Source organism: Candidatus Frankia nodulisporulans (genome assembly GCF_902806475.1).
Taxonomy (GTDB): domain Bacteria; phylum Actinomycetota; class Actinomycetes; order Frankiales; family Frankiaceae; genus Frankia; species Frankia umida.
Map to the genome: position 1 here is coordinate 1 of NZ_CADCWS010000101.1, position 13859 is coordinate 13859.

At 70.2% G+C, this 13859-nt stretch carries 13 protein-coding genes; 7 read left to right on the forward strand and 6 right to left on the reverse strand.

Annotation, left to right across the window (positions count from 1 at the left end):
• Nucleotides 1-53: 53 nt before the first annotated feature.
• Complete coding sequence (locus tag G6R24_RS11275; protein ID WP_163549206.1) at nt 54-1004, forward strand: HhH-GPD family protein; 951 nt, start codon at nt 54-56, stop codon at nt 1002-1004.
• A 144-nt stretch (nt 1005-1148) separates the two neighbouring features.
• On the opposite strand, the gene G6R24_RS11280 is transcribed toward G6R24_RS11275, so the two are convergent.
• The 5 genes from G6R24_RS11280 to pstS form a co-directional block, all read right to left on the reverse strand.
• Nucleotides 1149-1997 carry a response regulator transcription factor gene (locus G6R24_RS11280; protein WP_163549207.1) on the reverse strand — a complete coding sequence of 283 codons (849 nt, stop codon included), beginning with the start codon at nt 1995-1997 and terminating at the stop codon, nt 1149-1151.
• A 32-nt stretch (nt 1998-2029) separates the two neighbouring features.
• Nucleotides 2030-2806, reverse strand: a complete 777-nt coding sequence (pstB, locus tag G6R24_RS11285; RefSeq protein ID WP_163549208.1) for a phosphate ABC transporter ATP-binding protein PstB — start codon at nt 2804-2806, stop codon at nt 2030-2032.
• 152 nt (nt 2807-2958) lie between these two features.
• Entirely contained in the window at nt 2959-4038 is a 1080-nt protein-coding gene (gene pstA / locus G6R24_RS11290; protein ID WP_163549209.1) for a phosphate ABC transporter permease PstA, read from the reverse strand.
• A complete protein-coding gene (pstC, locus tag G6R24_RS11295) occupies nt 4035-5141 on the reverse strand; it encodes a phosphate ABC transporter permease subunit PstC (protein ID WP_163549210.1) in 1107 nt (368 codons plus the stop codon). Before pstC ends, pstA begins: the two co-directional genes overlap by 4 nt.
• Nucleotides 5142-5247: 106 nt before the next feature.
• Nucleotides 5248-6354, reverse strand: coding sequence for a phosphate ABC transporter substrate-binding protein PstS (gene pstS / locus G6R24_RS11300; RefSeq protein ID WP_225438397.1), 1107 nt, complete (start codon nt 6352-6354; stop codon nt 5248-5250).
• Between the two features lie 818 nt (nt 6355-7172).
• On the opposite strand from pstS, the gene G6R24_RS11305 reads away from it, so the two are divergent.
• The 6 genes from G6R24_RS11305 (at nt 7173) to G6R24_RS11330 (ending at nt 12891) form a co-directional block, all read left to right on the forward strand.
• Complete coding sequence (locus G6R24_RS11305) at nt 7173-7448, forward strand: hypothetical protein (RefSeq protein WP_163549211.1); 276 nt, start codon at nt 7173-7175, stop codon at nt 7446-7448.
• Nucleotides 7449-7528: 80 nt separating this feature from the next.
• Nucleotides 7529-8935, forward strand: coding sequence for a proline--tRNA ligase (gene proS / locus G6R24_RS11310; protein WP_163549212.1), 1407 nt, complete (start codon nt 7529-7531; stop codon nt 8933-8935).
• Nucleotides 8936-9152: 217 nt separating this feature from the next.
• Nucleotides 9153-10046 carry a phosphopantetheine-binding protein gene (locus tag G6R24_RS11315; RefSeq protein WP_163549213.1) on the forward strand — a complete coding sequence of 298 codons (894 nt, stop codon included), beginning with the start codon at nt 9153-9155 and terminating at the stop codon, nt 10044-10046.
• A gap of 93 nt (nt 10047-10139) precedes the next feature.
• Nucleotides 10140-11789: a long-chain-fatty-acid--CoA ligase gene (locus G6R24_RS11320; RefSeq protein ID WP_338083959.1), complete on the forward strand. Its 1650-nt coding sequence runs from the start codon at nt 10140-10142 to the stop codon at nt 11787-11789.
• Nucleotides 11786-12271: a nuclear transport factor 2 family protein gene (locus G6R24_RS11325; protein ID WP_163549215.1), complete on the forward strand. Its 486-nt coding sequence runs from the start codon at nt 11786-11788 to the stop codon at nt 12269-12271. The genes G6R24_RS11320 and G6R24_RS11325 overlap by 4 nt, the downstream gene beginning before the upstream one ends.
• A 176-nt stretch (nt 12272-12447) precedes the next feature.
• On the forward strand, nt 12448-12891 hold the full coding sequence (locus G6R24_RS11330) for a hypothetical protein (RefSeq protein ID WP_163549216.1): 444 nt from the start codon (nt 12448-12450) through the stop codon (nt 12889-12891).
• A 148-nt stretch (nt 12892-13039) separates the two neighbouring features.
• Here the strand turns inward: G6R24_RS11330 and pyrH are convergent, their stop codons facing one another.
• Complete coding sequence (gene pyrH / locus G6R24_RS11335; protein ID WP_244957342.1) at nt 13040-13807, reverse strand: UMP kinase; 768 nt, start codon at nt 13805-13807, stop codon at nt 13040-13042.
• Nucleotides 13808-13859 lie beyond the last annotated feature (52 nt).

The following is a 13859-nucleotide window of genomic DNA, read 5'->3' on the forward strand; positions in this document are numbered from 1 at the left end:
GCTCGCCGAACGCCGTCGATGCGACGGGGTGGCCCGATGGGCGGGATGGCACGATGGCCGGGATGACCACGACCAGCGGTTCCCCGGGACCCGTCGCAGCCGTGACCCCCCTCGCATCCGGGCCACCCGTCGCATCGACGGCGTTCGGCGAGCTGGTGCTCGACTGGTTCGTCGGGGCCGCGCGTGACCTGCCCTGGCGTCGGCCGGGCACGACACCCTGGGCGGTGCTGGTCAGCGAGGTGATGCTGCAGCAGACACCGGTCAACCGGGTCCTGCCCGTCTGGGAGGCCTGGCTCGCGCGCTGGCCGACGCCCGCGGCCCTCGCCGCCGAGCCGTCCGGTGAGGCCGTGCGGGCCTGGGGGCGGCTCGGCTACCCACGGCGGGCGCTGCGGCTGCATCAGAGCGCCACGGCGGTCGTGGAGCGTCATGGCGGCGAGATCCCAGCCGACCTCGACGCCCTGCTCGCCCTGCCGGGCATCGGTACCTACACGGCCCGGGCGGTCGCGGCCTTCGCCTTCCGGCAGCGGCAACCTGTCGTCGACGCCAACGTCCGTCGGGTGTACGCCCGGGCGGTCGAGGGGCGCGCCGACCCGCCGGCCACCGTCAGCCGCGCCGATCTGGCCGGCGTCACCGACCTGCTCCCCGCCGATCCCGAGACCGCCGCCCGGACCAGTGCGGCGCTGATGGAACTCGGCGCGCTGCTCTGCGTGGCCCGCGCTCCGCGCTGCGCGGCCTGCCCGCTGCTGGAACGGTGCGCGTGGGTGCGAGCGGGCAGCCCGCCGGGTTCGGGCCCGGCCCGCCGGCCACAGGGCTACGCCGGCACCGACCGGCAGGTCCGCGGCCGGCTGCTCGCCGTCCTGCGGGACGCGGACCATGCCATCCACCAGGAACTGCTCGACCAGGTCTGGGACGAGCCGGTCCAGCGTGGCCGGGCGCTGGCCGGGCTCCTCGGTGACGGTCTGGTCGTCCAGGTCGCCCCGGGTGTCTACGCCCTCCCAAGCTGACCGGCCCTCCCAGGCTGACCGGCCCTCCCAGGCTGACCGGCCCTCCCGGGCTGGACGGGTCCTGGGAGGTGGCGACCTACCTGTCGATCAGGGCACCTGGGCACGTCCGGACAGATGTCGTCCGGTGGCACCAGGGGTGGTGGGCTAGCCGGGGGCGGCGCGGAAGCGGTAGCCGACGCCGCGGATGCTCTCGATGATGGTCGGTTCGCCCGCGGCCTCACCCAGCCGGCGACGCAGGCGGCGGACGTGGACGGCGAGCGTGTTCGTCTCGGTGTGGGCGGAGCCCCAGACCTCACGCAGGAGGGTCTCGCGGGGCACCACCCGGCCGGCCTGCTCCAGCAGCAGGGCGAGCAGGCGGAACTCCCGGGGTGGAACCGAGACGAGGGTTCCGTCCAGGCGCACCTCATGGGCGGCGCGGTCGAGCAGGACCGGACCGCCGCGCAGCACCTCGGTGCCGTTGGAGCGCGCCGTCTGTGCGCCGGAACGGTCCGGGCGCAGGCCGCCGACCATCGCGAGGACCTCGGTGACCCGGTAGGGCTTACCGACGCAGGCGCTCGCCCCGGCGTCCAGGCCGGCGGCGGCCGCGGGGCGGTCGTCGGGGCCGACGGCGAGCAGGATCGGGAGGTCGTCGTGACCGGCGACGCTACGGATGGTGCGTACCACGGTCACGCCGTCCACGACCGGCAGGCGGGCGCTGATCAGGAGGGCATCGGGCTGGTGAAGGCCGATCTCCAGCAGTGCCAGGGCTCCGTCGGTGACGAGGTTGACCTCCACGCCGCCATCGACGATGGCCTCGAGCATGTCCTGTTCGACTTCGGAGTCGGCGATGAGCAGGACCGGCGCGGGCTGTTTTCGTTCCAGCCCGGCCGGCCGCTGCCCACGGCTCGACACATGATCAGCTGCGGTCGGATCGCGCTCCCCCGCCGGCCCGCGGTCACCCGCTGGCCCGCGCTCCGCCGCCGACAGGCCGGAGCCTGTCCACGTCGGAACCATCGTGGCGTCCTGTCCGGTGATTTCGCTGGTGGTCAGCCGAACCGTCCGGACACGTAGTCCTCGGTCCGCTTCTCCGTCGGGTTGGTGAAGATCTTCGAGGTCTTGTCGAACTCGACGAGGCGACCGGGATCGCCGGTCTTCTCCAGGGAGAAGAAGGCGGTCGAGTCACTGACCCGGGACGCCTGCTGCATGTTGTGGGTGACGATGACGATGGTGAAGCTGGACTTCAGCTTGTTGATGAGGTCCTCGATCGCCAGGGTCGAGATCGGGTCGAGCGCCGAGCAGGGCTCGTCCATCAGCAGCACCTGCGGTTCGACGGCGATCGCCCGGGCGATGCACAGCCGCTGCTGCTGACCACCGGAAAGGCCGGCACCGGGGCGGTTCAGACGGTCCTTGACCTCGTCCCAGAGGTTGGCGCCGCGCAGCGACTCCTCGACCCGCTCGTCCAGCAGAGCCTTCTTGCGGATCCCGTTGAGCTTCAGGCCGGCGATGACGTTCTCGTAGATGGACATCGTCGGGAACGGGTTCGGCCGCTGGAAGACCATGCCGACGGTCCGACGGACGTTCACCGGGTCCATCCCGGCGCCGTAGAGGTCCTCACCGTCGAGCAGCACGCTGCCCTCGACGCGGGCCCCCGGCAGCACCTCGTGCATCCGGTTCAGGGTGCGCAGCACCGTGGACTTCCCGCATCCGGACGGTCCGATGAATGCGGTGACGTGCTTCGGCTCGATGGTCAGGTTGACGTCGGATACGGCCTTGAACTTGCCGTAGTACGCCGTCAGCCCGGTTACCTCGATGCGGGTGGCCATGACAACCTCGACTCACGATCTGGCTGGACGCTGGGAACTGGCTGGACGCGGGGAGTGACTGGACGCTGGGGGTGACTGGGTGGTGCACGTCGGAGCGGGCCGGCGGCGGCTTCGGCGTCAGTGGCGGTACGCACCGCCGGCCCGGGTCGGGGTCACTTCAACCGGTTGCGTCCGGCGAACAGCCGGGCGATGAGGTTGAGCACCATGATGATGATGATTAGAACGAGCGCGGCAGCCCAGGCGCGGTCGATCGCGAACTGCTGGGGCTGGCCGGCCTGCGAGTAGATGTACAGGGGCAGCGAACTCTGCTCACCGGAGAACGGGTTCGCGTTGATGAGGTTCGTTCCGAAGACGGTAAGCAGCACGGGTGCCGTCTCACCGGACACTCGGGCGACGGCGAGCATGACACCGGTCACGATGCCGGGCAGGGCGGTCGGGACGACGACCCGCAGGATGGTTCGCCACTTGGGCACACCAAGCGCGTAGCCGGCCTCACGCAACTCGTTCGGGACGAGTTTGAGCATCTCCTCGGCGGAACGCACCACCGTCGGGATCATCAGAACGACCAGGGCCAGCGAACCGGCGAAACCGGAGAAGCCCTGGCCGAGCGCCAGAATCCAGAACGCCAGGACGAACAGACCGGCGATGATCGAGGGCAGGCCGGTGAGGACGTCCACGAAGAAGCTGATCGTCCGGCTGATCCGACCGCGACCGTACTCCACCAGGTAGATCGCGACCAGCAGGCCGAACGGCACCGCGATGGCGCTGGCGATCAGCACCTGCTCGACCGTTCCGATGATCGCGTGGTAGATGCCGCCACCGGAGTCGCGGGCACCGATGCCGTTCATCGAATGGGTCAGGAAGGAGATGTCGAGCCGGCCCGCACCCTTGCTGATCACGCTGGCGAGCACCGCGATCAGCGGAATCAGCGCGAGCAGGAAGGTGCCGTAGACCAGGGTGGTCGCGAACCGGTCACGGGCCCGGCGGCGGCCCTCCACCCTGGTGGAGATCGCGGTCATCGCCACCACGAAGATCAGGGCGGCCATCAGCACGATCTGGATCTCGCTGTCCATCGGCGTCAGCAGATAGATCAGCAGGGCGACGACCAGCGAGCCGGCGGCGACCACCGGCGGCACGAAGCGGGGCAGGATCTCGCCGCGCAGGTTCAGCCGGTCCTCGCCGGGGGTGGCGGGCCCGGGAACGGTGGGCTCGGGAACGGTCGCGGTGCTCATGCGGAGCTCCCGGAGAAGTCACGGCGACGCGCCACGATGGCCCGCGCGATGATGTTGACGATCATCGTGACGACGAACAGCACCAGACCGGACGCGATCAGTGCGCCACGTCCGATGTCGTTGGCCTCGCCCCAGCCGTTCGCGACGTTGGCCGCGATGGTGTTCCCGGCCGGCTCCAGCCAGTTCCAGGAGATCTTGAACGAGGCGGGCAGGACCAGCGCGACGGCGATCGTCTCGCCCATCGCCCGGCCAAGCCCCAGCATCGACGCGCTGATCACACCGGGCTTGCCGTATGGCAGCACCGCCGTGCGGATCATCTCCCAGCGGGTGGCGCCCAGCGCCAGGGCCGCCTCCCGGTGCGCGGTGGGCACCTGGAGGAACACCTCGCGCGACAGTGCCGCGACGATCGGCAGAATCATGATCGCGAGCACGACACCGGCGACGAAGAACGAACGGCCCACCGAGTCGGCGCTGAACAGCGGAATCCAGCCGAGGTAGTCGCTGAGCCAGAGCTGGATGCCCTTCATGTGCGGGGCGAGCACGAGCAGGCCCCACAGGCCGTAGACGACGCTGGGCACCGCGGCCAGCAGGTCGACGATGTAGCCCAGCGGCGAGGAGAGCCGGCGGGGCGCGTAGACGGTGATGAACAGCGCGATCCCGACGGCCACCGGCATCGCGATGATCATCGCGATGGCGGCGGTGACGATCGTGCCGAACAACAGGGCGGCCACACCGAACTTCGGCGGGTCCTGGTTGGGGAACCACTCCTGCGTGCTGAGGAAGTTCCCGTCGTTCTCGCCGAGCGCGTGCGTCGCCCGCAGCACCAGGAACAGCGCGATCGCGACGATCAGGGCGAGCAGTCCGAGGCCGGCGGCCCGGGTGAGGTTCTTGAAGGCCACGTCCGCCTTGCCGACCGCGGCCTTGCCGGTGGTCGTGGGCGCGGGCCGGGTGAACGCGACCGGATCGTGATCAGGCTGGTCCGACCCGGTGCTGGTGGGCCCGCTCGCGGGGGCACCGACCGGGTCGTCTGTCGGCGGGACCGTCGCCGAAGCGGCCCCCCGCTGCTCGGCGGACTGCGCCGAGCTGTCCGGCTCCGTCGTCATGGTCCTCTCCTAGATACGCCGACGAACCCGCGGTGGGGCGCGATGTCCCCACCGCGGGTTCGACCGGGCCGGTCAGGTGGTGCGGTGGATCAGGTGGTGCGGTGGTTCAGGCGAGCTTCGCGATGACCGCGCGGACCTTGCTGGCGACGGCGTCGGGCAGCGGCGCGTAGCCGAGGTCACCGATCGACTTCTGGGCCGCGTCCGAGGCGGTGTAGGTCAGGAAGGACTTGACCAGCGCGGCCTCCTCTGCCGGCAGGCCGGAGGTGCAGGCGATCTCGTAGGTCACCAGGTACACGGGGTAGGCACCCTTGGTGGCGGTCGTGTAGTCGAAGGTCAGCTTGAGGTCGTCGCCATCCGCGATCTTGGCGGTACCAAGGCCCAGGGAGGCGCCCTCGGTGCTCGGCGCGATGTACTCGCCGGCGGCGTTCTTGACCTTGACCGTGGACAGGCCGGCGTTCTCCGCGTAGGAGAGCTCCGCGTAGCCGATCGAGTTCTCGGTCGACTTCACCGTGGAGGTGACGCCGTCCGAACCCTTGGCGCCCTGGCCGCCCGGGGCCTTCCAGTCGGAGCCGGAGTCGAACGTCCAGGCGCTGCCGCCCGCGCCCTTGAGGAACTTGGTGAAGTTGTCCGTCGTGCCGGAGCCGTCGGAACGGTGCACCGTGGCGATCGTGGCGGACGGCAGCGAGGCGCCGCTGTTCTCCGCCTTGATGGCCGCGTCATCCCACTTGGTGATCTTGCCGGAGAAGATCCCGGCCAGCGTCTCGGCGGACAGCTGCAGGTCCTTCACGCCGGACAGGTTGTACATCAGCGAGACCGGGCCGACAGCCATCGGCAGGTCGACCGCGGTGCCGGGCGCGCAGCGCTTGTCGGCATCGGTCTTCTGCTGGTCCTTGAGCGCCGAGTCGGAGCCGGCGAAGGTGACCTGCTTGGAGATGAACTGCTGGCGACCGGTCGAGGAGCCGGTCGACTGGTAGTTGATCGTCGCTCCGGAGCAGGCGTCCTGGTATGCCTTCACCCACTCGTCGACGGCGTTCTTCTGCGCGGAGGAGCCCGACCCGGTGATCGAGCCCTTGGCGCAGGCGATCGCGCTGGCGCTCGTCGACGCCTCGGTGGTGCCACCCGCGTCGTTGTTGTCGTCAGTTCCACACGCTGCCACGGTGAGCAGTGCGACCATCGCGGCCCCGACCGCGGCCTGACGCTTGCCTAGCTTCACAAGCAACCCTTCGTCCCAACGCCGAGCCCGGCGCCGAATGTCGTCCGCCCCCCGGACCGGGGTGCCGGCGAGAATCGAAGCGATTCGGGATGAACGAAAGATGAACAGGCGCATACGCCAACCAGTCACCAACCAGAACACATCCATGTCGGAGGATTTGCGACCTGTTGACCCCTCGAAACCCCTCCTACTTACGACGGCGTGTGTCGACAATATTGCGAAAAGTAATCCCAACTGGGGATCAACCCACACGACCAGGCATGGCCGGCTCGCTGACGAGATGGCCACGGTGTCCGCTGAGTGGCTCCGAGAAGAGCGCATGAGCAGCGGAACGTCCTAAACGTGGCATTTCGGAATCGGCGAAGGTCATCGAGATGGTCGCACCGGATGTTCCGACAGCGGCGAATGTTCATCCACGTGCCACCTGCCCTGACCTGACCCACTGCGCCCGGCCACACAGTGGGATGCAGCCGGCGAAGCGACCAAGCCACGCGCGCCGCTACGCAGATGATCAGGATGTTCGGCCGCGGTTACCCGACGTCCGATCCGTCCCCAGATCTCCCGTAGCCAGCACGGCTCTCCCGTGATTTGCTGTCAAGCAACATCGAGGTTGCTGAAAGTATCGCAGGGATATCCAGCGGTTCGACCCACCGGATCACCCCCGGCCAGGATCGCCAGGAGTATCCCGTCGACCACGCAAGGACCACCATCGCGGGGTCGACCGCACCACCCGCGTCACCCGGTCACCCGCGTCACCTGTCGTCCCACCCCGCGCCGCCCCTGCCCACTCGATCGACGCACCGGAGGACAGCCCGAAGATGAACACCCTCGACAGCGACGATCTGCTGCCCGAGCCCCGCCCAGGCTTCGGGGGACGCCCCCCGAAGCTCGCCGAGGTGGTCACCGTCGACGACGGGCCGGCCGTGCGGCACGAGCTGACCCTCGCGCCCGGTGCCACCGCCGCCGACCTGACGACCGCGATGATCCTGGTCCCACCGGCCGCGAGCCTGATCAGCCATCACGGCGACGTCGACGTCTCGCTGGTCTTTCGCGAGCCGCCCCGCAGCTCGCCGGAGGAACCGACGCCGCGGTGAGGACGCCGCCGACGCCCGACCAGCGCGGCGCCGGACCGTCCCGGCGCGGAACTGTCGGGCCCAGGCAATATCGTGGACGGGTGGCTGTACTCACCCCCCGGGCGACCGACTTCCCGCGCTGGTACCAGGATGTGCTCGCCAAGGCCGAACTGGCCGAGAACGGGCCCGTCCGCGGCACGCAGGTGATCCGACCGTACGGCTACGCCCTGTGGGAACGGATGCAGGCCGAGGTCGACGCCCGGATCAAGGCCGCCGGTGCCCAGAACGCCTATTTCCCGCTGTTCATCCCGGAGAGCTATCTGCGCCGGGAGGCCGAGCACGTCGAGGGCTTCAGCCCCGAGCTCGCGGTCGTCACCATCGGTGGCGGCAAGGAGCTCGAGGAACCTGTCGTCGTGCGGCCCACCAGCGAGACCGTCATCGGCGAGTATCTGGCCAAGTGGACCCAGAGCTATCGTGACCTGCCATTGCTGCTCAACCAGTGGGCCAATGTGGTGCGCTGGGAGCTGAGGCCGCGGCTGTTCCTGCGCAGCAGCGAGTTCCTCTGGCAGGAAGGGCACACCGCGCACGCCGACGAGGCCGACGCGGCCGCCTACGCCCGGCGGATCGCGCAGGAGGTCTACCGCGACTTCCTGACCAACGTGCTCGCGATCCCGGTGCTCGTCGGGGTCAAGACCCGCCGTGAGCGGTTCGCCGGCGCGACGAACACCATGACCTGCGAGGGCATGATGGGCGACGGCAAGGCGCTGCAGATGGCCACCAGCCACGAACTCGGCCAGAACTTCGCGCGCGCCTTCGACATCGACTACCTCGGTGCCGACGGCGTCCGCCACCTGGCCTGGACGACCTCCTGGGGCTGCTCCACCCGCATGGTCGGCGGCCTGATCATGGCGCATGGTGATGACAGTGGCCTGCGCGTCCCGCCGCGGCTGGCCCCCACCCAGGTCATCGTCCTGCCCGTGCGCGACGACGAGGCGGTGGTGGCCGCCGCCCGGGAGCTCGTCTCGTCGCTGACCGACGCCGGCCTGCGCGTGCGGCTCGACGCCCGGCCGGGCCTGTCCTTCGGTCGGCGGGTCACCGACGCCGAGATCAAGGGCATGCCCGTCCGGGTCGAGGTCGGTCCGCGTGACCTCGCCGCCGGCACCGTCACCGTCGTGCGCCGAGACACCTCGGTGAAGACCCCCGTCCCGCTCGCCGAGGTCGCCACCCACGTGTCGGCCGCGCTCGACGACGTCCAGGCGGGCCTGTACGCCGAGGCCGTGGCGCTGCGCGAGCAGCGCACCGCGGATGTGACCACCATCGCCGACGCCGCCGCGGCGGCGGCCACCGGCTTCGCCCGCATTCCCTGGTCCGCCGTGGGCGAGGAGGGCGAGGCACGCCTCGCCGAGGACGCGCTCACCGTTCGCTGCCTGCAGACCGCCGACGGCGAGATCCCCGCTCCCGGCACCCCCGCCGACGAGCTCGTCGCCCTGATCGCCCGCTCCTACTGATCCCGCCCGCCCCCGGAGCCAGGCCGCGAAGCCGCACTCCGGGGGCGGCGGTGTGGCACCCGACGGGGCAGCCCTTCGGCCCTGGTCCGACCGGGCGCGTTAGCCGAAACGGGTCAGCGAAATTGCGGCCGTTCGGCTCCCTTGCTAACGTCAGCGGCACCCCACCCGGCCGAAATCGTCCTGACGTTTTGCCTTACGTTCCCGCAGAACAGGTATCATGCTCCGACCGGACGAATTCGAACAGCTTGTCGCCCGCCGCCTCGGTCTTTCCGGCGCAGCGGTGACCGCCGACAGCCGACTGCACGCCGATCTCGGCCTTGATTCCTTCCGCCTGCTTGATCTGTGTCTTTTCGTCGCGGAGCTCGGTACCGACATCTCCGAGGCCAACTGGCTGGAGATCGAGACCATCGGCGAGTTGTACGGCAGTTATCGTGCCGGCCAGGCCGCCGATACCGCCTCGTCCACCCCGCGGGCAGCCACCCGAGCGGCCGTTTCCGGCGACCCCGTCCGGGCGATCGAGACCGGGGAGAATCCGGCGCCTATGCCGGTGCCGGCGCCGTGCCTGGCCGGGCGGTTCCTGCGGCTGATGCCGGTCCTGCCGTCATCCACGCCGTTCCTGTACGAGCTGGCCGTCACGCCGGACGTCGGCTTCCGCTGGCGCTACCGGGGTTCGGTGCCGTCCTACCCGCAGTTCGAGCAGGAGCTGTGGCAGGGCGTGCTGACGCAGTTCGTGATCGAGTCGGTCGAGACGGGCCGGCCGGTGGGGCACGCGATCTGCTACAACCCGGAGTTCACCCTCGGGTTCGCGTATGTCGGCGCGGCCGTGTCGGCGGACTACACCGGCTCCGGGCTCGCGGTCGAGGCTCTGAACCTCTTCGTTCGTTACATCTTTGATATCTGGCCTTTTCGAAAACTGTACTTCGAGCTCCCAGAATTCAACTACCCGCAGTTCTCCGGCGCCGACCGGGCGAATGCGGCGGGCGGTGCGCTCGAACTCGAGGGTCGTCTGCGCGGACATGACTACTATCACGGTCGCTACTGGGACCGTCTGATCCTGGCCGCCTACCCGGAGCATCTGGACAGGCTGACCGGACGAGCCGCCGGCCCCTGATCGCGAACGTCCGCGCGGGCCGCCGAACAACCACACGACGCCTGCCCATCCGTCCAAGGAAAGCCGGCAACCATGGTGTATCTGCTGGATCGCATGAAACGCGCGAGCGCGGGTCCGAACGGTGTCACGTTCCTCGCGCCGGACGGCGGTGAACGGGTCGGTTGGGCCGTGCTGCACGACGATGCCCGCCGGGTCGCCGCCGGCCTGCAGGAACGTGGGGTGCGCCCGGGGCGGCCGGTCGTGCTGCTCGCCTCGACCAGCCGGGCCACGGTGACCGCGGCGATGGCCGCCTGGTTCGCCGGCGCCAGTGTGACGCTCGCCCCGACACCGGCGCGCACCGTGGACCTGGCCCGCTACCTGGCCGACTCCCGGGAACGCTTCGACGCCCTCGGCGACCCGCTGGTGCTGGTCGGTGCCCCCTGGGAACAGGCGATCGCGGCGCTGTCCGGCGGTGGCGGGATCGTGGCGTCGCTGGCCGAGGTGGTCGACGCCCAGCCGAGCGCGCCGTGGCGGCCGCCCACGCTCAGCCCCGAGGACCCGGCGATCCTGCAGCTCACCAGCGGCACGACCGGCGCGCCGAAGATCGCCCGGATCAGCCACGGCAACCTCGCGGCGAACATCGAGGGCATCCGGGTCGCGACCGGCCACGAGGCGGTGCACGGACGGATGCTGTCCTGGCTACCGCTGTCGCATGACATGGGGCTGATCGGCGGTCTCATCCTGCCGCTGGCCTGCGGACGCTGCGACACCCTGCTCTCCAGCCCGGGGGACTACCTCGCCCGGCCGGCCAGCTGGATGCAGCAGATCTCCCATCACCGTGCCACCACCACCGTCGGACCCGGCTCGGCCTACGCTGTCGCCGCCCGGCTGTTGCGCACCGGTCCGCGGCTCGACCTGTCCTGCCTCGCCTACGCCCTGTGCGGCGGCGAGCCGATCGACCCGGCCGCCGTGGACGACTTCCTGGCCGCCGCGGGCGAGCACGGTTTCCATCCGGAGGCCTTCATGCCGGCGTACGGGCTGGCCGAGGCGACCGTCGCGGTGACCTTCTCCGATCTCGGCCGCGGCGCCCGCTACGACCACGTCGACGCCGACGCCCTCGCCGCCGGCATCGCACGTCCGAGCGACCCGCTGGAGCAGACGGACCCGGAGGCTCCCACAGCCGGTGGCCGGGCCCGAACCCGGCGGCTGGTGCTGCTGGGCGAGCCGATCGCCGGACTGTCGATCCGTATCGTCGATCCCGACACCGATGTGGAACTGCCCGCCCGCACCGTCGGCGAGGTGCAGGTCCGGGGCACCTCGGTCGCCTCGTACCACGACCAGTCACCGGCCAGCGCCCCACCCGCCGACCCGGAGGGCTGGCTCGCGACCGGTGACCTCGGCTACCTCACCGACGCGGAACTGGTTGTCTGCGGCCGACACAAGGATGTGATCATCCTCGGTGGTCGCAACATCTATCCCGAGGACGTGGAGCGGGCGGCCGCCCGGGCACCGGGCGCCCGAGCCGGGAACATCGTCGCCTTCGCCGCCCCACGGCCCGGCCCGCCCGCCCGTGAGGGCCTGGCCGTCGCCCTCGAGACCCGCGGCGACGACCATGAGACGCTGCGCCAGGCTGTCGCGGACGAGGTGCGCGCCGCGCTCGGTGTGACCCCGCATCCGGTGATCGTGCTGCCGCCCGGTTCGCTGCCGAAGACGCCTTCCGGCAAGCTGCAGCGCGCCCAGGTCCGTCGCAGGTTCGCCTCATGACCAGCCCCACGACCGGCGCCATGACCGGCCTCGGGTTCAGCGCCGCGACCGGGCCCGCCTCCGTCCAGACGCGGGTGGACGGGCTCGCGGACCGCCTGTACACCGCCTGGGCGCAGCCTGATCCGGACACCCGCACCCGCCTGCTCGCCGGCTGCTGCGCCGACCAGGTGAGCTACGCGAACCCGCTGGGCGCCGCGGTCGGCGTCGACGCGCTCAGCGCGCTGATCGGGGAGTTCCTCGGGCCCTATCCCGGGCACCGGCCGGTGCGGGTCAGCGCCGTGGACGTCCACCATGATCGGGCCCGCTGGGAGTGGGGGCTGCGCGACAGCATCGGCCAGGTCGTACTCGCCGGTCTGGACGTCGCCACGTTCGACCAGCACGGCCTCACCACCATAAGCACTTTCTTCGGCCCGCCGCCGCCCCTGACCCGCACCTACACCTACACCCACGGCCAGGGCGGCCAGGGCGGCCCGCGCGGCTGAACCGCCGACCTTCCACCCGCGGCGCCACATTCCCGCGGCGCCACATTCCCGCGGCGCCACATTCCCGCAGTGCTGTGTTCCCGCAGTGCTGTGTTCCCGCAGTGCTGTGTTCCCGCAGTGCTGTGTTCCCGCAGTGCTGTGTTCCCAGCAGTACCGGCATTCATCAGGAGGAACCCGTGCCCCGTACCCGCACAGCTCTGCGGACCGCAGCCATCGGCGCCACGGGCACCGTGGCGGTGGCCTTCATCGGAACCGCCACACCGGCATCCGCCACGGCGGCCCTGCCCGGAACCGGCTGCAGCGTCTCCGCCCTGCCGCCCACCGGCAGCGGGTCGATCGTCGGGTCCACCATCTCCGGCAACGGCACCGTCGTCTGCGACAGCTGGTACACCGGATCGATGACGATCAGCAACCAGCTGAAGAAGTACGCGAACGGAAAGTGGACGAACGTCGGTGAGCCGGTGAGCAAGTCGTTCTGGGGCGGTGCCGGCATCGGCGAAAGCGCGACCGTTCCGTGCGCGTTCGCCGGTCAGAACCAGTTCAAGACCGTCACCACCGCCACCGCGAACAATGCCCGGGCGACGGACACCTCCTCCGCCCTCAGCTACACCTGTACCTGATCGACCACCCGCACCTGATCGACCTTCCGGGCCGTCCGAGCGCTCAGGCCTGATCTGGCCCGGGCCTGAGCGACGAGGCGCGTCGGGGCGCGTCGAGACGCCGGGTGGGCGGCCGCCCGGTCGGGTCCCCAGGGGTCTGACCGGGCGCTCAGCCCACGGACTCGGTGGAACCGGCCATCGCGGCGGCGTCCACACCAGCCACGCCGTCCTCGGGGGCGGAACTGGTGATGACGGTGCCGCGGTGCTCGCCGCGACAGATCGCGGTCATCGCGCCCCGCTGCTCGATGTCGAAGATATGCAGCGGGATACCGAAGTCCCGGGCCAGGATGAACGCGGACTGATCCATCACCCGCAGCCCACGGCTGATCACCTCGTCGTAGCTGAGATGGGAGAACCGCTCCGCGTTCGGGTTGAGCTTCGGGTCGCTGTCATAGACCCCGTCGACGCCGTCCTTGGCCGCGAGCACGGCGTCCGCGCCAAGTTCCAGGGCCCGCTGGACCGCCGGGTAGTCGGTGGTGAGGAAGGGCTGGCCGTTGCCGCAGGCGAGAATGACGGTCGCACCCTTTTCCAGCAGATGCACAGCACGCAGCCGGATGTACGGTTCGGCCACCGCGGGCACCGGAACCGCCGTCATCACCCGCAGGTTGTCCTCGCCGAGTGCGGTCAGTTTGCCGCGCAGGAGCAGGCTGTTGATCACCGTGCCGAGCATGCCGATGTTGTCGGCCTCGACCCGGTCGATACCCCACCGGTCCGACTGGTTGCCGCGGAACAGGTTCCCCCCGCCCACGACGATGGCCACCTCGACGCCGGACTGGCGGACGGCGATGATTTCCCGGGCAAGGTGTTCCAACGCGTTGGAGTCGAAACCGAATTCGGCGGAACCGGCAATCGCCCGACCACTCAGTTTTACGACCACTCGACGGTATTTTGCCACAGTCTCCCGCTTTCCCTTTTCCATCGTGCGATCC

What these genes read in the sequence shown, in the direction of transcription:
- G6R24_RS11275 (WP_163549206.1), top strand. Translation starts at nt 54, where the DNA reads ATGGCCGGGATGACCACGACCAGCGGTTCCCCGGGACCCGTCGCAGCC.
- pstB (WP_163549208.1), bottom strand. Translation starts at nt 2,806, where the DNA reads ATGGCCACCCGCATCGAGGTAACCGGGCTGACGGCGTACTACGGCAAG.
- G6R24_RS11315 (WP_163549213.1), top strand. Translation starts at nt 9,153, where the DNA reads ATGCTCCGACCGGACGAATTCGAACAGCTTGTCGCCCGCCGCCTCGGT.
- G6R24_RS11320 (WP_338083959.1), top strand. Translation starts at nt 10,140, where the DNA reads ATGAAACGCGCGAGCGCGGGTCCGAACGGTGTCACGTTCCTCGCGCCG.
- G6R24_RS11280 (WP_163549207.1), bottom strand. Translation starts at nt 1,997, where the DNA reads ATGGTTCCGACGTGGACAGGCTCCGGCCTGTCGGCGGCGGAGCGCGGG.
- pstC (WP_163549210.1), bottom strand. Translation starts at nt 5,141, where the DNA reads ATGACGACGGAGCCGGACAGCTCGGCGCAGTCCGCCGAGCAGCGGGGG.
- G6R24_RS11325 (WP_163549215.1), top strand. Translation starts at nt 11,786, where the DNA reads ATGACCAGCCCCACGACCGGCGCCATGACCGGCCTCGGGTTCAGCGCC.
- pstA (WP_163549209.1), bottom strand. Translation starts at nt 4,038, where the DNA reads ATGAGCACCGCGACCGTTCCCGAGCCCACCGTTCCCGGGCCCGCCACC.
- G6R24_RS11305 (WP_163549211.1), top strand. Translation starts at nt 7,173, where the DNA reads ATGAACACCCTCGACAGCGACGATCTGCTGCCCGAGCCCCGCCCAGGC.